The sequence below is a fragment of the Burkholderia sp. BCC1998 genome (assembly GCF_905339875.1).
Classification (GTDB): Bacteria; Pseudomonadota; Gammaproteobacteria; order Burkholderiales; family Burkholderiaceae; genus Burkholderia.
In genome coordinates this window covers 73,220-93,501 of sequence record NZ_CAJPHE010000024.1, presented here as the reverse complement: position 1 = coordinate 93,501, position 20,282 = coordinate 73,220, and the positions used below count along the sequence as shown (strand labels likewise).

General features: G+C 64.2%; 15 protein-coding genes. 4 read left to right on the top strand and 11 right to left on the bottom strand.

From position 1 onward, the window contains the following. Nucleotides 1-480: 480 nt before the first annotated feature. On the top strand, nt 481-1,599 hold the full coding sequence (locus tag U5A56_RS30975; protein WP_321926287.1) for a sigma-54 interaction domain-containing protein: 1,119 nt from the start codon (nt 481-483) through the stop codon (nt 1,597-1,599). Between the two features lie 166 nt (nt 1,600-1,765). On the opposite strand, the gene U5A56_RS30970 is transcribed toward U5A56_RS30975, so the two are convergent. Continuing rightward, the gene (locus U5A56_RS30970; protein ID WP_321926285.1) at nt 1,766-2,974 is read right to left on the bottom strand and encodes a collagen-like triple helix repeat-containing protein; all 1,209 of its coding nucleotides are present in this window, start codon (nt 2,972-2,974) and stop codon (nt 1,766-1,768) included. 24 nt (nt 2,975-2,998) lie between these two features. Between U5A56_RS30970 and U5A56_RS30965 the strand changes: the two genes are divergently transcribed. Next, entirely contained in the window at nt 2,999-3,229 is a 231-nt protein-coding gene (locus tag U5A56_RS30965; protein WP_321926283.1) for a hypothetical protein, read from the top strand. A 708-nt stretch (nt 3,230-3,937) separates the two neighbouring features. Here the strand turns inward: U5A56_RS30965 and U5A56_RS30960 are convergent. The 9 genes from U5A56_RS30960 to U5A56_RS30920 form a co-directional block, all read right to left on the bottom strand. Continuing rightward, nucleotides 3,938-5,389 carry a hypothetical protein gene (locus U5A56_RS30960; protein WP_321926281.1) on the bottom strand — a complete coding sequence of 484 codons (1,452 nt, stop codon included), beginning with the start codon at nt 5,387-5,389 and terminating at the stop codon, nt 3,938-3,940. Nucleotides 5,390-5,840: 451 nt separating this feature from the next. Next, complete coding sequence (locus tag U5A56_RS30955; RefSeq protein WP_321926279.1) at nt 5,841-6,911, bottom strand: hypothetical protein; 1,071 nt, start codon at nt 6,909-6,911, stop codon at nt 5,841-5,843. Nucleotides 6,912-7,169: 258 nt separating this feature from the next. Then, nucleotides 7,170-8,513, bottom strand: a complete 1,344-nt coding sequence (locus tag U5A56_RS30950) for a styrene monooxygenase/indole monooxygenase family protein (RefSeq protein WP_321926277.1) — start codon at nt 8,511-8,513, stop codon at nt 7,170-7,172. Nucleotides 8,514-8,686: 173 nt separating this feature from the next. Beyond that, on the bottom strand, nt 8,687-10,240 hold the full coding sequence (locus U5A56_RS30945) for a nuclear transport factor 2 family protein (RefSeq protein ID WP_321926275.1): 1,554 nt from the start codon (nt 10,238-10,240) through the stop codon (nt 8,687-8,689). 474 nt (nt 10,241-10,714) lie between these two features. Beyond that, on the bottom strand, nt 10,715-11,530 hold the full coding sequence (locus tag U5A56_RS30940; RefSeq protein ID WP_321926274.1) for a methyltransferase domain-containing protein: 816 nt from the start codon (nt 11,528-11,530) through the stop codon (nt 10,715-10,717). Further along, nucleotides 11,511-12,773, bottom strand: coding sequence for a hypothetical protein (locus U5A56_RS30935; RefSeq protein ID WP_257773403.1), 1,263 nt, complete (start codon nt 12,771-12,773; stop codon nt 11,511-11,513). Before U5A56_RS30935 ends, U5A56_RS30940 begins: the two co-directional genes overlap by 20 nt. Nucleotides 12,774-12,830: 57 nt before the next feature. Continuing rightward, on the bottom strand, nt 12,831-13,832 hold the full coding sequence (locus U5A56_RS30930; RefSeq protein WP_321926272.1) for a polyprenyl synthetase family protein: 1,002 nt from the start codon (nt 13,830-13,832) through the stop codon (nt 12,831-12,833). 190 nt (nt 13,833-14,022) lie between these two features. Then, nucleotides 14,023-14,181, bottom strand: coding sequence for a hypothetical protein (locus tag U5A56_RS30925; protein WP_257773405.1), 159 nt, complete (start codon nt 14,179-14,181; stop codon nt 14,023-14,025). Between the two features lie 371 nt (nt 14,182-14,552). Further along, a complete protein-coding gene (locus U5A56_RS30920) occupies nt 14,553-14,693 on the bottom strand; it encodes a hypothetical protein (protein ID WP_321926270.1) in 141 nt (46 codons plus the stop codon). A 601-nt stretch (nt 14,694-15,294) separates the two neighbouring features. Here U5A56_RS30920 and U5A56_RS30915 point away from each other — a divergent pair. Together U5A56_RS30915 and U5A56_RS30910 are read left to right on the top strand one after the other, a co-directional pair. Continuing rightward, on the top strand, nt 15,295-17,265 hold the full coding sequence (locus U5A56_RS30915; RefSeq protein ID WP_321926268.1) for a hypothetical protein: 1,971 nt from the start codon (nt 15,295-15,297) through the stop codon (nt 17,263-17,265). A gap of 53 nt (nt 17,266-17,318) precedes the next feature. Beyond that, nucleotides 17,319-18,125 (top strand): hypothetical protein, encoded by an 807-nt coding sequence (locus tag U5A56_RS30910; protein ID WP_321926266.1) that lies wholly within the window; start codon nt 17,319-17,321, stop codon nt 18,123-18,125. A 92-nt stretch (nt 18,126-18,217) separates the two neighbouring features. Here U5A56_RS30910 and U5A56_RS30905 read toward each other — a convergent pair whose 3' ends face one another. Further along, nucleotides 18,218-20,125 carry a hypothetical protein gene (locus U5A56_RS30905; protein WP_321926264.1) on the bottom strand — a complete coding sequence of 636 codons (1,908 nt, stop codon included), beginning with the start codon at nt 20,123-20,125 and terminating at the stop codon, nt 18,218-18,220. Between the last annotated feature and the right edge of the window lie 157 nt (nt 20,126-20,282).

Genomic DNA, 20,282 nt, shown 5'->3' with positions numbered 1-20,282 from the left:
GCGCCGATACCGTGTCGGGTTTGCAAGGAGCGTGCCATTGTCGACGCAGGCGCGATCGCGTCGATCCTCTGCATGACGAAATATCGTTCGAGCGCCCGCCTGGCATGGCTTCTGCAGCCATATGACCGATCGTGGCAAGCGCTCCGGAAATCACGTCACATCGATATTCCGCACGGCGATGAACCCGCGGAAACAGCCGTGCTGATGCACTGCTGCTCAATCAGCAGTGTCGCGCGCTCCAGCCATCCGATTGCGACGCGCGGCGCGCATCGCGTCGAGCGCGATACCGTCGAATCCGCTGTCCCGGCAGCACGTTCCCGCGCCGTTGCATCCTGCGCAGCAATCCCGCTTTCGTTATCAGAAATCGATGTTTCCCGTGCGGCGCAAAACACTGAACACTCTGCTGACTGGGCAGCAACCGGACCGCGGCGCCCGCCGGCGCGGGTCCGGCCCGTTCGATCGACTTACGCCTTCATCGCCATGACTTCACTGTTTGCCACGCCACGTCCGGTCAATCTTCGTGTCGTCACCGCGCAGCCGGACGAATCGCATAGCGCGCCCGCTCCCGCCCGTCCGGCGCACCACGCACCGGCCCGCCCACGCGCGCACGTATTCGTCGATCCACGTTCGCTCGCGCTACTCGAGCGCGTGCGGCGCGTCGCGCCGAGCGACGCGAACGTGCTGATCGTCGGCGAAACCGGCACCGGCAAGGAGCTGATCGCGCGCCACGTGCACGACGTCAGCCATCGCGGCGGCGGGCCGTTCGTCGCCGTGAATTGCGGCGCGCTCTCCGACACGCTCGTCGACAGCGAACTGTTCGGTCACGAGAAAGGTGCATTCACGGGAGCGGCCGGCACGAAGCCGGGCTGGTTCGAGGCCGCGAACGGCGGCACGCTGTTTCTCGACGAAATCGGCGACCTGCCGCTATCGATGCAGGTCAAGCTGCTGCGTGTATTGCAGGAACGCGAGGTCGTGCGGCTCGGCTCGCGCACGGGCATCCCGATCGACGTGCGCGTGGTGGCCGCGACCAACGTCGACCTGCAGCAGGCGGTGGCGGACGGACGGTTTCGCGGCGACCTGTTCTACCGGCTCAACGTCGTGCGGCTCGACGTGCCATCGCTGCGCGAACGGCCCGGCGACATCCTGCCGCTCGCGCGCCACTTCTTCGACGCATACCGCGGCCGCCTCGGCCACGGGCCGCGCAGCATCGATCCGCGCGCGGCACGCCGCCTCGAAGCGCATTCGTGGCCCGGCAATATCCGCGAACTGGAGAACGTGATGCATCACGCGCTGCTGGTGAGCCGTCACGATGCACTGCAGGACACCGACCTGAACCTGGCATCGTCGTGCGTGCCGGTCACGGCCGCGGGGGAAGCGGCGAGCCGGGTGACTGCCCGGGAAGCGCTCGAGCTGGCGCTGTGCGCGCTGTTCGACGAGGCGCACGAGAACCTGTTCGAGTATATCGAGGACACCGTGATGCGGGTCGCGTTCGACTTCAGTCACCGCAACCAGATCCAGGCTGCGCGCCTGCTCGGCATCAGCCGCAACGTGCTGCGTGCGCGCTTGATTCGCGCGAAAGCGATCGCGGCAGCCAAGTAGGCGCGATCGCGCGGCGGCACGCGGCGCCGCGCGTCAGGTGCTGCGGGTGACGGCCGCGTCAGCGCGTCGCGCATCGTCGACGGCGTGGCTCGGCGAAGGCGATGCGGCGCGCGTTCCCGCAGCGGCGAGCCGCGCGTCGTCCGGCCGCTCGCCGCGCGGTGCGCCGCTATTTCCCGACGCCGCCCGTCACACCGCCGATCAACGACGTCACGGGCGCGAGCGGATTCGCCGCGGCACCGGCGCCGCCCGCGCCACTACCGACCACGCCAGTGACCGTCGACACAAGATTGGTCACCGGAGCAAGCGGACTCGCCGCGCCGGCACCGGCCGCGCCGCCGAGCGCACCGGTCACCGACCCGAGCGGCGTCGAGCCGGCCCCCGACAGCAAGCCGCCGAGCGGGCCGGACGCGCTCGAACCGCCCGGCGCGCCGTTCGACGGACCGTTCTGCACGGTGGTGATGGAAGCGCCCGCGAGACTCACGATCAGGCCGGGAATCGGCGCGACGCCGTTCGGGCCGTTGGCGTTCACGAGTCCACCTGCGTTCGTGACGGTATTGCCGAGCGCGCCGACGACTTCGCCCACCGCCCCGACCGCCGGTTGCGACGAAACGGAGCCCATCCGCGCCCCGGTCGTCGCCAGCACGCCGCCGACCTGCCCGAGCAGGCCGGCCACCGGCTGCCCGAGGCCCGTGGTCGCGCCGATCTGCTGCGTCGCCTGGCCGGCCGTGATGACGAGCGGCGTGACGGCCGAGCTGAGCGGCTGCGTGACCTGTTGCACGGCGCCCGACGCCAGCGTCGCGCCGACCGTCTTGCCCGCCGTGCCGAGGCCGCCGGCCACGGTGTCGAGCGCCGCGCCGACGGGGGTGGTCACTGGCGCGAGCGGCGCCAGCGGCCCCGAGCCGAGCGCGCGGACGGTCTGCGCGAGGCCCGCGACCGGATTCGCCGTTGCGCCGACCACGTCGCCGAGGCCGGCAACCGTCGTGCCGACCGGATCGGACGTCGAGCCGATCCTGCCGAGCCCGTCGCTGAGCGCATTGGTCGCGGCGCGCGAAATCGTGCTGACGCTCGAGATCGTGTCGCCTGCGCTGCGCGTCACGGCGTTGCCGAGTACCGGCAACGACGCCGCGCTGACGGTCGAGCCGACGCCGACCGCGAGCGCGCCGGCGGTACTCACGACGCCGCGCGTGCCCGGGGCGCCGCTGGTGCCCCAGCCTCCGTCCGACGTGTTGCTGCCGGGCGCGTCGCCGGCGATGGTTGCGCCACTGGTGCTCGCGGCGGCGCTCGACGGCGCGGCGACGTCGTTGCCGCCGCAGGCGGCCAGCACGCCGGCGGCGGCGAGCAACGCCGCGGACGTGACAATGCGGGTGCGATACATGGTGGTCTCCTCGCGGTCCGGGCGATGGAAGGTTCGATTGAGGACCGGAGGAAGAAACAGCACTTTTCATGCCATTGGCGCGAGCGCACGGGCATTCCCGCCGCCGTGCCGGCGCCCGCGGGCCTGGGCAAGCGCCTGCCCGCGATCGCGATCGATGCGTTTCATGCCCATGAGCGGCGCTGGTATCGTTACATTCGTGCTACGAATGCTTCGATGTTACGTAACGCCGAGCGCGCGGCGCGCTGCTTTCCGTAGACCGGAGCGATACGTACCGATTGCGGCTCGACATTTCAATCGGGCGGCACGGCTATCCTGGCGCTCTTACGAGTGGGGGCCGCCAACGTTCTCCAACAAATCGTCGAGATACCCGGCAGAGTGAACGCCTTGGAGGCCGCCCGCGCCGAGAGCGGCATTCGTGGCTGCGACATGTGCGGCGCCGTTTCGCGCGTAGCCTGCCGCTGCGGCAATCTTGTCCTGAAGCGTCGAAGGCCCTTGGCTGTTCGCAAGTTGGTGCTCGTATGCCGATAGAGTCGTCATCGACGCCGAGGTGGCTGGCTGCGACCTCAATTGTCTTAGTGCCGAATTCGTGCTTATGGCACCGACAACCTTCGGAGAGTTGCCGATCGTTGCCGCAAAGACGCTTGCGGCAAAATCCTGAACCTGCGCAACTGTGTGGGACCGGCGCGGTGACGCGGGTAGCCCGCTCAACTGAGGATGACTTTTCGGACTTCCGTCATTCGGGGCTGCGTTTGCGCGGGCATTGGAAGTCGCATTCTCGCGAAGGTCGCTGTACTGACTCGGCGTGCTGTTCGAAACCTTGGAAATTGGCACTTTGTGTTTCCATTAAATAATGTACGGACAGTGTTGATCTATCGCGTTGTGAATATTCACCTATGGCTGGGTACTGCGGCCGTCAAAATCCGGGCGGGCGCGTCAACGCCGTGCGCCCCCCGAATATCGCGTTCAGGCGACATTGTTGTTGCCGTTTTGGTTACCTGTCACGAAGTTCACCCCGTCGTTCACATCGTCGACCTTGCCGATCGTACGGATGCTGCTCAGTGTCGCGTCGGCGACGCTTTGCGTGGCGCGCCCCGCCACGCTCAAACCCTCGGCGGCAATCCTGAGTTCGGGCGCGGCAATCGTCGCCAGATCGGTCAAGGCAGCGCCAGCCGCTTCGCCGAACAGCTTGAGCGCCCCTTTGACATCGCCATGAGCGAGAGCGTTGAAGCCGCCGACCGTATCGGTCACGGGCGCCACGAGCGACTGCATCATGTTGCCGGCCATGTCCTCGACCTTTTCAAACGCCTTCGCCCCGCGTGTCGAGCCGCGATACAGGGTATCCGCGCCGAACGCCTCCGTGAATGCCTGCTCCTCGTGCGTGTTCACCTTGCCGGCACCATAATCGCCGACCTGGCTACCGAGTATCTGCGCGTCCTGATCAGTGAACGTGTTCGGCACCGCGCCGCTTTTCTCCGCGTTCTTCAACTGGATCATGTCTTCGACCATCGCGTTGCCGTCGTGTTTTGCCGCATCCTCCCGGAATTTCGCCGCCAGTTCCGGATCGGCCTCCTCCATGTGCTGCATCGCCTGTTGCGTTTTCCGCTGGGTCACGGCCTGACCGGCCTCGAGCATGTCTTCGGGCTTCTTCCTGGCCGTCTTGTCCTCGATACCCTTTGCGATGGCCCCGATCGGCGTGAAGCTCTCGGCCACCTTCTTGAACTGATGCCAGGCGCGCGTGTCGCCGCCCTTGATGTAACTGCCGCCCAGTACCTCCTGGGCCTCGGCCTTCACCTGCTTGTTGATCTTTCCGCCACCGTGTTCGTTCGCGAGGCGCTGCGCGCCCGAGACTTCGGCGATCGCTTGATCCTTGGTGATGGCGCCTTCCTTGTAAGCCTGCAACACGTCCTTGACGAGCTCGTTGCCGTTTCCGCTCTTCGCGTCCTTCATCGTCTTTGCGTACAGCGTCGGATCCTTGTCCGCCGTCTGCTGCATCGCGTTCTCGAGGTCGCTGTTGCCCGTCGACGGTGTGCTCGCGGTGGACGACGAAGTGCCCGTCGTCAGCGGGTCCGTGAGGGGCGGCGTTTCGGTCGTCATCGGCATGCTTTCGAGGGACAGCGTGCCGCCCGTCGTCGGCATGTTTCCGAGCGACAGCGTGCCGCCCGTCGTCAGCGGGTTCCCGAGGGGCGGCATATTGCCCGTCGTCGGCATGTTTCCGGAGAACGGTGAGGCAGCCGTCCCGCCGCCCATGGCGCCCTGCAACTGGGTCAACGCCTCCTTGATCATCGACATCGCCACCTGCTTCATCAGATCGTCGACATGCCCGATGTCCGGCGACATCCCCGGCTGCAGACCGCTGGCTGCGGGATCGAAAAGGCCGGGACCCGTGTTGATGTTTCCATTGACCAAAGTGACCATTGACGTGCACCTCCTCGTAGACATTACTTGAAACGGAGCTGAAACCCGCGCCGTAGCTGAGTGCGGCGTGGCGTGTACGTCGTCGACTGTTTCAGCAGTCCGGGTGGCAGACATACGCATCGGCGACGCAAGCGCGCTCGCGTACCTATACGAAGTCCATCATGTCATGTCGATGCCGGATCCTTGTCGTGCGCGCGAAGCGATTCGCCGCGAAACGAATCGACGTCGATACCCGGCAACATGCCGTCGGCAATACACGAACCAATTCAGGATGGAGACGGTCCGGTCGGCCGAGAGCGTCGGTCAGCATGAGGCCGCTCGAACGCGGGGCGTGAGTGATCGCGCGATGAGCCCGCGGCCCGCGCGAATCGCGCGCGAAGCGCATCGTCATGGCGTTCAAGCCAGATGCGATCGGCAGGAATCCTGTCGATTCGCGGTTTTTCGGCCTGGATCAGGACGTAGTCTGAGAGAAGATCTTGAATGAAGCGTAAGCTGCCGGTTTGCTCAGCGCGGCCCGATAGTCCTGGTAGTCGTGAAGCGCGACGGACGGCGTAAAGACCTCCCCGGTCGATGCGCTTTGATAAGCCGTGGACGGCTTCTCGGCCGTTGTGACGCAGTCGAACAAACTGATGCCATGTTGACGGCATATGTCGTACACGTTGCGAAGAAGGGCCGGGCCGACGATCGGTCGGTTCTGTCCGCGAAGATGCGCATCAACCTCGTCGCTGGCGACCCTCTGACGAGCGAGGTCGGATAGCGCCTCCAGCGGTAAATCCTGGAATGCGCTTGCACCTGCGACAGCCTGCATCTTGACTTGATATGGGCGCGTCCTGTATTCCGTGTTCGCCCAGGTTTTTACGATCGGCAGTGCCTCCCAGATATCGCCGACCAGCACGTCCGAGGCCTGACGTGGGTCTCGCGGATCGCCGACCAGAACGAAGCCGTGCGGATCGTCATTCGTGGCAAATATCACCGGATAGCGTTCCATCCAGCGGGTCGAGCGGCCGGCTGCGCGTTCCCGCATCGCCGCTCGAGCTTGACTGGTATTGTCCGCTGCCAGCACTCTGAACAAAGCGTTGTTGACGTCCGTGCAAACCCCGGTTCCCCAGCGCACGGTTTCGCGCGCCGATTCCGCGGAATACTGCGCAGGCCTGTTGCCTGAGGTCAGGCGCATCTCATGGCGATGGAACGCCTCCCCGTCCGACGCCACGATGCTCGGAACGTTGTTGGGACGATACGGCACGAGTTCCGAAACCCGATGCTGAATCGACTCGAGCCGTTTCATCCTGTCGAGCGCGGGCTGGCTGATTTCCTGCTTCGGCTGGGCGGCCGGCACGACACGCCTGGCGATAGCTTGCAGACCGCCGAGAATCCCGGGCGCGGCCGCTGGCTGACTGCTCAATGCTTCCCGCAGACGGGGCTGGGATACCCGTGCGGTACGCGACGGGGTCCCGTCCGGGCTCGCGCCAACGCTCCAGTCGAGTGTCTGGCTATTGGGGAGGGAGGTGAGGCGATTCGTCATGGCAGCAATGATCCGTGCGGTATATGGGTCACCTGCCCTACACGATAATCGGCGTCTTCATCGCATCGACGTGTTAGCCGAAGACAATTCGCTCCAGGCGAAGTCGGCACGCCCGAGCTCCGCGCAACTCGATGCAGTGCGAGCGATGCGCCGTGTTTCACGGCCGGCCTCGCGTCCACATCGGCAAACGCGCTCCCAAACTCCAACACTCGTTTCTGTCCAGGATTTCCATCGCAGCTCATTCGCGGCGCGATTTCCTCATTCGACGAGTTCCTTGCCGAGCAGTAGCGGAAGAAGGGTTTCGGGTTGATCGAAGCCTTGTGCGAATCGGTCGGCAAGCGCGAGATCCGTGCAGGCCCGGTGCAGCAGTTCGAGCACCGGTGGCTTGGGCGGCAGCAGGCTGAGTTGCGTCCACAACGTCCCGGGGCGCACGCAGCGCCACATCGCGCCGGCCACCTCCTGCATCCACGCAGAGTCGAATGGCAGATGCCCACGCTCGCGAATGGCAGCCAGGCATGTCGCCGCGACCTTCGCGGCGTTGTTTGCTCCCTGGCCTACCAGCGGGTCATTCAGCACCACCGCGTCGCCCAGGCCCAGCACCATGCGCCCGGAAGGCAGCACGCCCACTGCGTGCCGCACTGCCGGCGTGATCTTTCCAGCCAGGTTGGCAAGCGCATCGGTTGGCCGGGCCGTGGCCAGTCGCTCGGCCTCCGCGGGGAGCAGCCGAGCCAGCGCGCCGTGCATTGCCGCCCATTGCTCGTGGGCTCCCAGGCCCGGAGCGACCACGTCCAGCGGGCCGTCAGGGAACGCCTCGAAAAACAGGATCTCGCAAGCGCCGTCCAGTGTCAGGGCCGGAAATCGCATCAGCCCGCCGGCGCCCGGCAACGCCGTGGAATGGATGCCGCCTTGCCGCTCGGGCGCCGCTCCGCCGCGCAGATAGACCATGGCAAGGGTGCGCATCGGCCTGGAGAACGGCGAGTGCTTGCGGTCCACTTCGAACAGACTGCCCAGCGCGCCCTTGCCCGTCGCCACGACGACCAGTTCGCTGTCCTTCGCGTAGGCATCGAGGTCGTCAACGTCCGCATGGAGAATGTCCAGCGTGCCGCCAAGCCGCTGGAACTGGTCCAGCCACACGGGAAACTTGAGACGCTGGTCCACCGACTGGGCAGGCGCGCGCAACCGTCCCGTGAAATCGACACCCGGCAGCGCCATGCCCGGCGGCGCACAACTTTCAATCCGTACGCTGTTGATCTCGGGACAAGCTTCCGCCCACTGGTCCATGCCGAGCGCACGTTCAAGGTCGAGCGCCTGTGCGAACATGCACTGGCTGGACAACACCCGGCCATGGGCAATCTCGTCGGCAGACCGGTCCTGCACCAGCCGAACCGAATGGCCGTCGCGGCGCAGGCCGACTGCGAGCATCAGTCCTGCCTGGCCGCCGCCGACCACGGTGATGGCGCGACTCGGCCGGCGCGCTTCCGCGCCGGGTGCCGGGGCGCAGCGCACAGGGCGATCGGCCCCGGCGACCTGCGCAGGCACCTCGCGCATAACGTCGGCAGTTTCCGTTGCGAGGGCGTCCTCGATGCGTAATACGTCAGTCATGCTTGATTTCTCTTTCACGTGGCCGGCCATGCCGGGTCATGGGCGCGCGTATGGCTTGATGCCGATATCCGCCGGCAACCGCGCGCGCCCGAACGGGTTCCGCGCGCCCGCTGACGGCAAAGTGCGATTGAATGCGCAATTGCAGGAAGCCATGAACGCTCGCGTGCGGTGCGTTACACGAGCGTCACCGCCCCTCTCCACTGACGCGACACGGCATCGGGCGTCCAATCGGCCCTGGCGCGCAGTATTTCGCCGGCATCGGAAAAAACGAACTCCTCCGTGCCGCCGAACGAGGCGCGCCGACCATGGTAGGAAACCGTCTCGAAGTGCCACGCCGCTGTCGCCTTGTTGCCTTCGAACCGAATGTCCGACAGCGATGGCCGCATCTCCGAAAATGCATTCATCATTGCGTTGATGAATACGCGCAAATGCTTGCGCCCGCGGAACGGCCTTGCATCACCACCGTCGACCATTTCGCCGGATGTCGGGTCGAACAGATTGACCCAACCTTCACCATTGCGCGCGGCGATGAATGCGAAGTATTGCTTCACGGCGCTTTCCATCAGTTTGGGCGCACATCCTCGTCCGACCGAAAACTTGCCGTACGGACTCCATCCCCGATCGACCTCGTTCTTCAGGATGATTGCGCCGGAGTATTGGCCATGATCGAAATTCGTCGACATCACGTAGTTGTGGTGAGCCTGATTGATCTCGTTGAAAACCGGCATGGATGCGCGCTCCGCGAGCTTGTGCACCTGGTAGCCGAGGCTCCCTGTCGTGTGGGTGCCAAGGACGCGAAGCACCAGAAGATAGTGATGGAAGAGAAACAGCTGGATTTCCTGCCCGATCGAGCAAACTGCCCTGAGAAACGTATAGCGCCCAAGATTCTCGCCCGGACTGCGAAGAATGCCCTCGACGTCGCCGCCTTCCGTCTCCAGGATCCGCCACAGCGGCGCCGCCGCGGACCGCGCTGCCACACCCAGGCCTTGCGCGGCCTTCGACTGTGCCCCGCTTCCATCCCGCAAACGAACGCGCAGCGGGTGGTAGTCGACCAATGCCATTTCCTCCAGCAGCCGGGTTGTCTGGCTCGCCAGCTTGAGACTATCGGTCGCCAGCGTCATGATCCCGGCGGCATGGACCCAGTTGCCATGCCTCGCGAGCGCTTCACTCTTCGAAATCGCCACGTGCGCAACGTTCAGCCAGCATTCGGTAATCTGGTGAGCCGTCGAGAAGAAGTGATCTTCCGGCCCGAAAGGCTCGGTCTCTCGAATGGCGCACAGACTCGCGGGCGCCACTGCCCTCACGTAGTCGAACGTGACGCGCAGCCTGTGGCCGCAATCGTCGCCGGTGCGATCCGCTCGCCCGGCTCGCCCGGGCAGCATGTTGCGCAACTGCGCCACCTGCCGCGTCACGCCGAATTCGAAACCGGCCTTGTCCGCTGCTGCCTCATAGGCCTCCACGACTTCCTCGAGAAGATGAGCAGGCAACGAGCTCGCCACGTATAACCCCGGAGAAAACGCATCACGCCCCGACAGCGACCGATTCGGGCATGCCTGCCCTGCCACGTGCTCCGAAATCAACGCAAGGCTATCCGTCACGTGACGCACGAAACGCCGGAGCCTGCTGTCCGGAAATGAATACGGGCGTCGCTCCTGCAGCGCTTCCTCGATCAGCCGGAACGTGAGTTCGACCGCCTGAAAACCGCAAGTGGTCAGCACTTCGGCCATGGATGCCGTCTCCTGCGGCCACAGGCTCCGGAGTTCGTCGAGACGGATGTATAGTTCGTATGGCGATGGTTCGGCGGTTGACGCGACAGAATTTTCAACGAGTTGCATAGCATTCCCAATGATCTGGTTTTCCTGCCTTCTGCTTTGCGCGGCCAATCGGGCGCGTCCCATCAAGCTCGTTCGACGATTGAACTTGCGGCCTTGTCGGATCGGCGCCGCTTGCTCGCCTTACGCGCACGACCCGGCACCGGTCGTGTTGATGATCGCGCGCTTTCCGATTCCACGAGAGGCTTTCGCGAAGACGAAATCCGTGAGGCGAAGCGGGTCGAGGGCCGGTAATCGGATCTGGGCCGAAGCTACGCGCCACCCGCGCGATCCGGTTGGCCATGCGGCTCGAACGACCCAGGCGCCGGCCAGGGAATCAACGGATATCGGTTCGACAGCGCCACGCCCGGAGAGCTTTCGGGCCCGCACTCATTCGATGGCCAGCTTCGTGCCGACGACGGTCAAGCCTTCCAGCCTGCAGTGCAGCCTGCCTCCCGCGAATGCGTGCTCGAGCGACGCGATCCACGCCCGGGCGTCATCCGCGGACAGTCGACCTTGCGCGACCGCGCGACCGGCCAGCGTATCGAGCTGGAGCAGATAACGGCAGGTCGCCAGATCGTCCAGGTTCAAGCTGCTGTCGACAACCTTCTCGACGGCCAGTCCGCAGTGCGCGAACAACCGCGGCAGCCGGGCCCCGATGCTGGAGGGGCCGATCCCGTCGGAGATCGTCGCCCGCACCACGGTGTGCGTCCGCGCATCGTCGCCCCCCTCGATCGACAGCGACGACCAGTCAGGCTCCGTGACCGCGATGCGCCCGCCGACGCGCGTGACGCGGATCATCTCGCGCAGCGCGGCGGCAGGCCGGTTCAGGAAATGAAAGATGCGATCCGCGCGGCACGCGTCGAACGCGCCATCATCAAACGGCAGCTCGTACACGTCGGCCTGATGAAACTCGACAGGCAGGCCGAGCCCCGCGGTGCGTTGCCGTGCTTCGGTCACCATGGTCAGGCTCGAGTCGATGCCGATCACCCTGCCGCCGAGCCCGACCAATTGCGCCATCGTGCAGACATCCTGCCCCGTGCCGCAACCCACGTCGAGGGCCGTCTCACCGTCGCGAAGCTCGAGCAGATCAATGTTTCGCTGCTTGATGCCGAGCTGCATGCCGACCTGGGTCGCGACGTCGAGATACGCGACGCACGCACGAGAATCGACGGTGTCCACCGTGTCAAAGCGGAGAGTTGACATGAAAATTTCCTTGATTGCGTTTGCTTTCGATGATCTCGCCCGCGAACCCCATCACGAGGGGTAACGACAATGCAAGCACAGTGAGCCAGCCGAGGAGCGAGACCGCGGCAGGCGACAGATTCCCCGACAACATGTCGGTGGCCAGGTTGCGACAGTGGACGACAGCGAAGTAGGCGATGGCGACCAGGTAGAGCAGTACGCCCAATCCATACATCGTCTCCACGGTGTGCTCGCGCAGCGCGCGCAGGTCGCGCCACTTCCGGAACCAGCCGAACCAGAGCCAGCGAATCGAGTCCGCCCTCAAGTTCCTTCGCCCGAGCGCATCGACCAGGATGCAATAGCCGTCGCCCTTGAGAAGCGGGCACATGTTGAACACAACCCCCAGCAGGGTATGCGCGCCGAATACGAACACATACGGCGACATCGCGGGCGGGACAAGCCTGCACGACAGCACGGCCAGGGACGCAATCAGAATGTCCGAGCATGGCCCGGCCAGACTGACGGCGATACGCGGCCAGCGTGCGGACAGCCACATATCGGATGTGTTGACGTACAACGCGGGTGCGATCCAGTTCCAGGCCCACCCGGTCCCCAGCACTTCGCGACCGAAGTGCTTCACGGCCAGTCCGTGCGCCAGTTCATGCACCATCGAGCGCAGCACGGACGCGATGAAGAAGAGGCACCACTGCGTCAGGCCGATGTGCAGCTGCCACGCAAACCGATGGGACGTCAGCAGGTCGGCAAAACTCACGAGCCCCGCGCCCGCCAGCAGCGCCATCGCGAGCAGCATGCCGGGATGAAAGACGATGAACCCGCCGAGATCGTATGCACGGGCGATGCACGCGTCGGCGCCTGGCCACGCCTGCTTCCAGGTCAAGGCCCAGTGACAGCGACGCAATATCATGCGCCACCGGCCGCGCGTCGCGGGCACGCGGCGCTCCGGCGGGTTCACGTCGGCGATGAAACCGCGACTGGCCCATGCGCGTACCAGCGCCACCAACGCCGAGGGTTCGCAAGTGCCTCCGGCACGGGCGACTTCGAGTGCAAGTTCCCGAATTGAAAGCCGTCCGTCCAGGCGCCTCCACACGAAGGCGCCGATGGCCGACAACTGCACATACGCAAGCAGCCGGCGTTGCTTGATCACGTGGATTCTTCGCTCGCCTTCCGCGCGGGAATGCAGTTCCGCGTCGGAGGAACGAAGCGGGCGATAGTCCAGATCGATGTTCGAGATGCACCCGCTCATGGTGCGCGCTCCGTACATTGTTCTGCAGGGCGCCCTTCGGGCGACCGGGATGATATGTCAGGCCGCCATCGACACGTGTTTGACCGCATCGCGCAATTCCTGCGCCGCGGGTTCAAGCGGCTTGACCTCCGCAAGAAGCCTCAATGCGCGCTGGCAATGCACTTCCTTGCGCAGAAGCATTTCGCGCAGGCAACCGGACGCTCGAAGGCGTTCGCGGATCTCGACGACCACGGCTTGATCGTTGCGTGCCAGCTCCAGCAGCAGGAGCATCCGGTCCCGGTCGGCGGGCTCGGCACGGTCGATATACAACGCGAGTGGCCACGTGCGAATTCCGCCGGCAAGATCACGGCTCGGCTGCCTTCCGAACAGGTCGACGAGGTCGGAATTGATCTGGCGGGCAACGCCCAGACTCATTCCGTAGCCTTCGTAAGCGGCGACGGTCGCCGCGTCGGCGCCTGCGAGGATCGCGGCCAGCGTGGCATACAACGCGCGACGCTCCCCCGTCTTTCCGTTGACGGACTCTTCCGCGCTGGCCAGCGTCACGCGTCCTGCGGCTTTGCACTCGATCTCGATGGCCTGCCCGAGACGGATCCTGCGCATGCCTTCCGCAAGACGGTGCTGGATCGAACGCAATCGCTCGGCAGTGCAAGGCATCGATGTGAGCAGTTGCTGCGGTACGTAGGACAGCAAACTGGTCGCGGCAAGGACCTGGGTACCCGGCGACCACGCGTCGAGCGGCGCCGCCAATTCGCCATCCATCATGTGGTCGAGCAGGTACACACCCGCTTCCATCACCAGCAGTGCGGACGCCAAGGGCACCGCAGCGGCGGTTTCACCGGTGATGGCCGCGTGGACCAGCAACGGCAGGTGGACGGCCATCGCGCGGATGTTGGTGCGCGCATCTCGAAACGGCTGCGACGCACCCAGCGCGATGGTCAGGTCTCCATGCGTCGCCCGCGTTGCGCAGGGCTCCTCGAGCACGGCCATCGCGGCATCCAGCGCCTGACGCGTCGGCGCTTCGAGCCAGGCACCGATCGAAGTTCGCAAATCGCCGGACATTTCAGCACCTGTATTTCGATTGGTGGAGGCTCGGATTCGGAGAGCGTATCTTTTCGGGTCGCATTGCCGGTCTCATGACTGGTCTGACAGTGATGATTTTTTGCGCCGCCCCGAGGTCATCACCCGGGGCAGCGCAATAAATCAGCGATGCAAAGTGCCTAACCCAATGGACGAATGGGTATGACTTCGCTCAGCAATAAGTGCCGCCATTGCCGCTGCTGGAAGTATCGAAGTTCAGGCGCTCTTCGAATGCGCCGTCTTCACCGTTGAGTTCGAGGACTTCATTTGCCAGCAGTTCGTCCTGGCTGGTGACCGAATTGACCACAGGCTCTTTGACTTCGATTTTCATGTCGATACCTTTAAAAGATTTAACCTGCATTGAGAATTGTCGTTTTACGGATATGACCTTGCATCTCTGCTCGCTCAACCGCCCTTCGGCACGACAATACGAAAGACGTCATTCATAACCGTGATTCAATGCTAAATATCCAAATTTCAATTCACCGGCAATGAAGCGAACTTGAGAACCTGAAAACGAAGCGCTCGTCAAACATGTCTTTTCCGAAACCTTCATCGAAACGCGGTGGAATTGACAGGAGGCCGGGCAAAACACGGGGCGATCTCGTTTGAACAGGATCCCGCCGGGCCATGCCGATGATTTCGTCATACCCGACGCGTCGGCCCGTCTGAAGGCCCGAGCGCGCGCGACGATGACTTCGCTCAGCAATAGCCACCGCTGACGAAGTTCAGGCGCTCTTCGAATGCGCCGTCTTCATCGTGGAGTTCGAGGATTTCACTTGCCAGCAGTTCGTCCTGGTCGGCGACCGAATTGACCATAGGTTCTTTGACTTCGATTTTCATGTCGATACCTTCAAAATATTTAACATGCATTGGGAATTGTCGTTTTACGGATATGACCTTGCACCTCTGCTCGCTCAGCCGCCCTTCGGCACGACAATACGAAAGACGTCATTCATAACCGCGATTCGATGCTAAATACCCAAATTGCAGTTCACCGGCAAGGAAGCGAACTTGACATCCCGAAAGCGAAGCGCTCGCCGAACCTCTCATCGCCGAAACCTTCATCGCAACGCGGTGGAATCGACAGGAGGCCGGGCAAAACACGGGGCGATCTCGTTTGAGCAGGATCCTGCCGGGAAAATTCGGAGCGTCTCGTCTCGCCGCAGCGTCACCGGAACGACGGTGAGGTGGAAACGCCGCGGCCGACTCCTTCACCGGCCGGGACTTCGCTTGGCCGCAATCCACTTCGCACTCGTCCGCCTCGGTACCCATGTGCCGGGCAGACTTCGATCGGATCAGCGCTGCCAGATCAAAATTCCAACGTTTCCGAGCCGAGGTCCTCGTGTTCAAATCCCGCTTTCCGAATAGAGTCCCGCCGGGCCATGCCGATGCTTTCGTCACCCCCGACGCGCCGCCTCGTCAGCAGTCCCGAGCACGCGCAATGTCACTCGCCACGCCTGCGACCGCGCAGCAGAACATGCAATTCCAGGAGTTGCGGCGTCCCAAGCGCGAGACTCCCAGGGCAGCAGATGTGGCGCCGGGCAACGCTCGGACGAACGATTTTCGGGCGGTGCCAGCCGACAAGCCGGTTCGCGCGCGCAGAGCGTCGGAATCGGCCGGCCACGGCATGCCTTATGGCGCGGGCGGCCCGATACATCGGACCGTGTCGCAGTCGTCCGTCTTTCTTCCGTCGCAAAAGGCCAAAGCCAGTGGTTCCACGTTGACGCTCGCTCGCGATGCCGATCTTGGCGATGCGCTCCCGTTTCTGACGAGGGAGGCCAGCAGCAAGAGCAAATTGACGGGGGGCAGGAACAAGGACGGGATGTGGCTCGACTGGACGCGCTTTACCTTCGGGAAACATGAGTCGCTTCATGAAGCCAGGGAAGTCCTGAAAGACCTGGTCCTGAACATCCAGGAACCGCGCCGCGTCAAGCGCCCGTTCATCGAAACCCGCACGTTGGACAACGGTTCCAGGACGAGCCTGGGGCTGGCCGGCTTCGACCGCGCCGTCGAGCAATGTCTGAAGGACATCGACGCCGTGGAAACGCTCGACGCCGAGTCCGTGCGCCGCGTGCTGCAGCCTGTCTCCGAACGGATGCACCGGGCCGCTGCCAAGGAGCTGCCATCGACTCGCGCCGACACCAGCGAGGCTGCTCGTCCTCCGTACGACTGTCTCGCGCACTGGATGGATGCACTCGACACGCAGTACGGCGCGTTGGCCGGATCGACGAATCGCCGCGAACGGATCAGACGCATCGAGACAGAAGCGCGCGATATCTGGCTGTCGCACGACATGACCGCGCCGGATCTGGCGAGCTACTTCCGCGGGCAGGTGGATCGGTGCAACAAGGGCGGCTTGCCGACGCTGGGCGCGCTGGCAGGCAAATTGAGCCGGGAGTTGTCGCGCGCGGCCGCGACCGGGACGCTCCCGCAGCAATACGACAGCCAGATGGCCCGCGCGTGGGAGTCGGCACTGATTCGCGAATTGGTGAAATCCCCTCCGCCAAAGGTCGCGGCAGCGGCCAATGATCTCGCCGAAGCGCAACGCGCCCGGCTCACGTCACTCGCACGCGCCAATCCCGTCGCATGGGAAAAAGTCGCAGGCGCGGTGCAGCTCAAGATGCGCGGCGACGACCGGTTCTGGACGGCGAAAGTGTCGCGGCTGAGCAAATTCGTGAAGGCATCCGCCGACGAGCGCGGGGACAAGCTGCTGCATTACCTGAACAAAATGCTCGAAAGCGGCGAAGATTGCATCAGCATTCATTACGCCACGGTCAAGATCTCGGCGGCATTGAAACAACACGCGCCTGATTATATCGGCTGGGACAAAACCGCTCAGGATGCCAAAGAGTTTCGGCAACGCGACGCAGCGCGCGCCATTGTCAAGAAGCCAGGTCATATCGGTCAGGGAAGCGGAATCCTGCTGGCGCATCAGGCGCCCATGCCGGACGACCCGTATGCCAGTCATTTCTGGCCGCGACCCTCGACGACGAACCGGCCGAACATAAATGCGCCATCCGTTGCCGTCAAGACTTCACTGCCGAGCGGGGCACCTTATGGATCGGGGCCCTCGGGATCGGTTGCATTTGTCGCGAAAGCGGTCGACTACATGAACCGTTACGAGCACGCGAGAATCGATCCGGCTCACGCGATGCTGGGCGCACTCATGTTCGTCGTGTTCGACGGCGGCCATTCCATTCATGAGGTCATGTGGGCGCTGAACCAGATAAAACCCCGAATCGATATGGCCATTGGCGGAAAGCCAGTGCCGCCGGATCGATACGTCGGGAACTATAACGCGCTGTTCAACTCGTTCCACGGCGACACGGCAAGAATACTGCGCGCCGCGGTGGCCACGGCGTTCGATGCGGTGAACCGGTATCGGCGAAAGCTTGCCGTCGAAGCGGGTTGAATCCGCACATTGCCGACGTTCGCACGCAATCGCGCACCATCAAAGGATGAAAAATGAAGGCCACCCGAACGACGGGCGCAGCGCCGATATGGCAAGAGTCTCCGCCCGACCGACAACCGGCCGACACTCGGCGGCCGTCCGCGCCATCGCCTCGAAGCCGCACCGGCTCTCCTTTGGAGGGGCTTCGGAACCTGCCGAAGAAGGAAGGCACGGGCAATGCAGCCGCCATGCGCTCGACGCAGGCCGATCTCGACAAATTGATGCGCGCCGGCATTCGCGTCAAGCCTGAGGCCATCCGAAAGGCCAATGACGACGCACTGAAGGCGGCGATGGCGGCAAGCCTCGCCTCCTCCCGATCACCCGCGAATGCAATGACCGGCCGCCAGGCCCACGTACTCGGTGCGCTGAATGCCGGGCTTCGCGTCAACCCGCAAGCCATTCAGAAAGCCAACGACGACGCGCTGGCGGCAGCCATTCAGGAAAGCTTGAAGCAATCGTCGTCCGCCGCGCCCGGTACGCACGGCGCCCACCAGACGGCTCACGCGCAATTGAATGTTCCGGAAGGAGCCGACTGGCGCGAGATCCTGAAGATGACGGGCCGCGTCTTACCGGATACGGTGATGAAGCACGCAACCACGCGCGCAGGCGTTCAGAAAATGGCCGCGGACATCGCGAAGGCCGAGCTGGACGCCAGAAAGGCTTATCGGGCGCTGCTCATTCGATTCCATCCGGACAAGCACTTCGGCGAGGACATGAAACCGGCGACCGACCTGCTCGCCGACGCTTACAACCAGAGCGAGAAGGAATTCGCGCGCGCAAGAAAGTGGCTCGAAGCGCAGAGCAAAACGATCACCGACTGAAATTCCCGTTGAAACGAAGCCCCGTCAGGGCTGCTCGACGCTGGGGCCGGGCGACGCCCGGATCGCACATCGCTCCGGTTCGCGGATGCATGCTACGCCACGCGCGCCGACGTTGCCGCGCTGGCGACCGTCGGGGCTGCGCCTTCGACGGCCGCGCCGGCGCGTCCCGCTTCCATGGCATCGGCATCGCTCGACGGGCCTCTGACGGAATCCTGGCTTCCGGTCGCGTCGCGCTTCGGCGTCAGAGACAGCGACGACATGAAGGTCGACAGCATCATCCCGCCCGCCAATCCCGCAATGAGATTCGTGACCGTCTCATGCCCGGCTTGCGGCAAATTCTGGCCGGCCTTGTTGATGGAATCCAGCAGACAGAAGAGGACTACGAACAGTGTCAGGCGTGCTGTCACCGCGCCGGTTATCTTGTCCTTCACATCGCTCCCGGTGACCGTGCCGACGACTTCGTGACCGGTGACGCGGTTGATCAATTCGCTCCCCGCCGGCAGATGGATGCGGGTTGCGAGCCGCACGTCCGCCGCTCCGCGCAGCCCTTGACGCACCGTGCCCTTGCTTCCCTGGCTGATGCTTTCACCGATCTTGTCGAAGAACGCCGTCATGGCAGGATAGAGCATCGCGTCGCTGATTTCGCCGCCGGCATTCGCGGCAGCGAATGCACTGATGTGGCCGAACGCCTGGCTCACCGTCGCCGCCTGGCCCGATTTGCTCGTGCCCGAGTATGAGACGCCGAGACCTTGCAGCGTGTTGACGACGAACTGGTTCACGCCGAACACCGCCATGTTGGTCGCCACCGCCTTGAAGTTGATGGGTGCACGATCGGGATCGCGATTGTCGGAAAGCCGGACAAACAGGTTGATGCCATCGCGCGACAACGTATAAGCGGTGGCCTTGAGCAGCAGCGGCGCGATGTCCCCGAGCGTGCCCGTCGTTCCTGCAACGCTGCCGGCTGCCGCCAGCGCGGCGATGTTCGCAAGCTGGGCTGAGCGGGTGATCCAGTTGCCCGTGCCGTCGAGATGCTGACGCAGCATCGCCGCACCGTTCAACATGCCGGTACCGACCAACACCGCGATCGACGCGCCCAGCTTCGTTTGCTCGCTCGCATTTGCGAGCCCTTTCGCGACCGCTTGCCCGGCGAGTTCACGCAGCACGGTACTGACGAAGGTGACGCCCCCCTCGCGCAACGTCGCGTGGAACAGATTTCCCCCCCAACCGGCAGCGGTGCCCGTGTAGGAGTTGGTGAAGAGTTGATGGAGCTGTCCGACCTGGTGATCGATCGCCGCGTGCTGTTCCGGCGAACCGACCGGGTGCTGCGACGGCGGGCGCGCGAGCACCAACGCCAGGTCGGCGGGAATATGACCGGTGGCTTGTGTTTCGGCTGTCTGCGCGGCGCCCGTTGCGTGTCCGGCCGATGCCGCCTCGGTCGAGTGACTGTGAGTCGATGGCGTCGAAGGTGTTGCCACGTGTTCGCCGTGTGGCGCCGTCTCGGCGGCAGCGGCTTGCGCGCCGTGCGTCCGAGCGGGCTCAGCCGCACCATGCGACGACTCGATCGTTTCGCTCGGCTGCCTTTGCGGAGAGACAACCGTCGCGGCGGGCGGCTCGTGCGTGTCGGCCTCGAAACGATCGATCGCGCCGCCAAGGCCCAGTGAGGCGAGATCTGCGACCAACTCCGTGTCGACACCGCTGTCAACTTCATTGCCATGTTGACCCGCACCGGCAGCGTGCTGCGCGTGCTCCGCGGCTGGCGCAGTAATCTGCGCCCGACTGGCCGGCACTTCGGACGAGACTGGCGTATGACCTGGCGCGCCGGATTGCGCGGCCGCCTGTCGGCGTGACGATTTCATGCCGGCAAGATTCCGCAACACGGCGCTGCCGCTCGGTTCGGAAGGTTGATTGACAGCCGCGCCGGCCCGGCTTTTGTCCTTTTTGAATACGGATGTCAGGACCTCGCACTGCACGTCCAATGGCTTACCGATAATTCTCACCATCGACTCCCCCGAAATGGATTTGATGAAATCGAAGCGCCGCTGAGCTGTCCATTGCCCGCGTCGCGCATTGAAGGTCGACGAACGCGTTTCAATTCACCACGTATGCTAAGAGCGACGTTGCGCTCGCCGTCCGGTTGATGCGAAGTCGCGTCGCGCT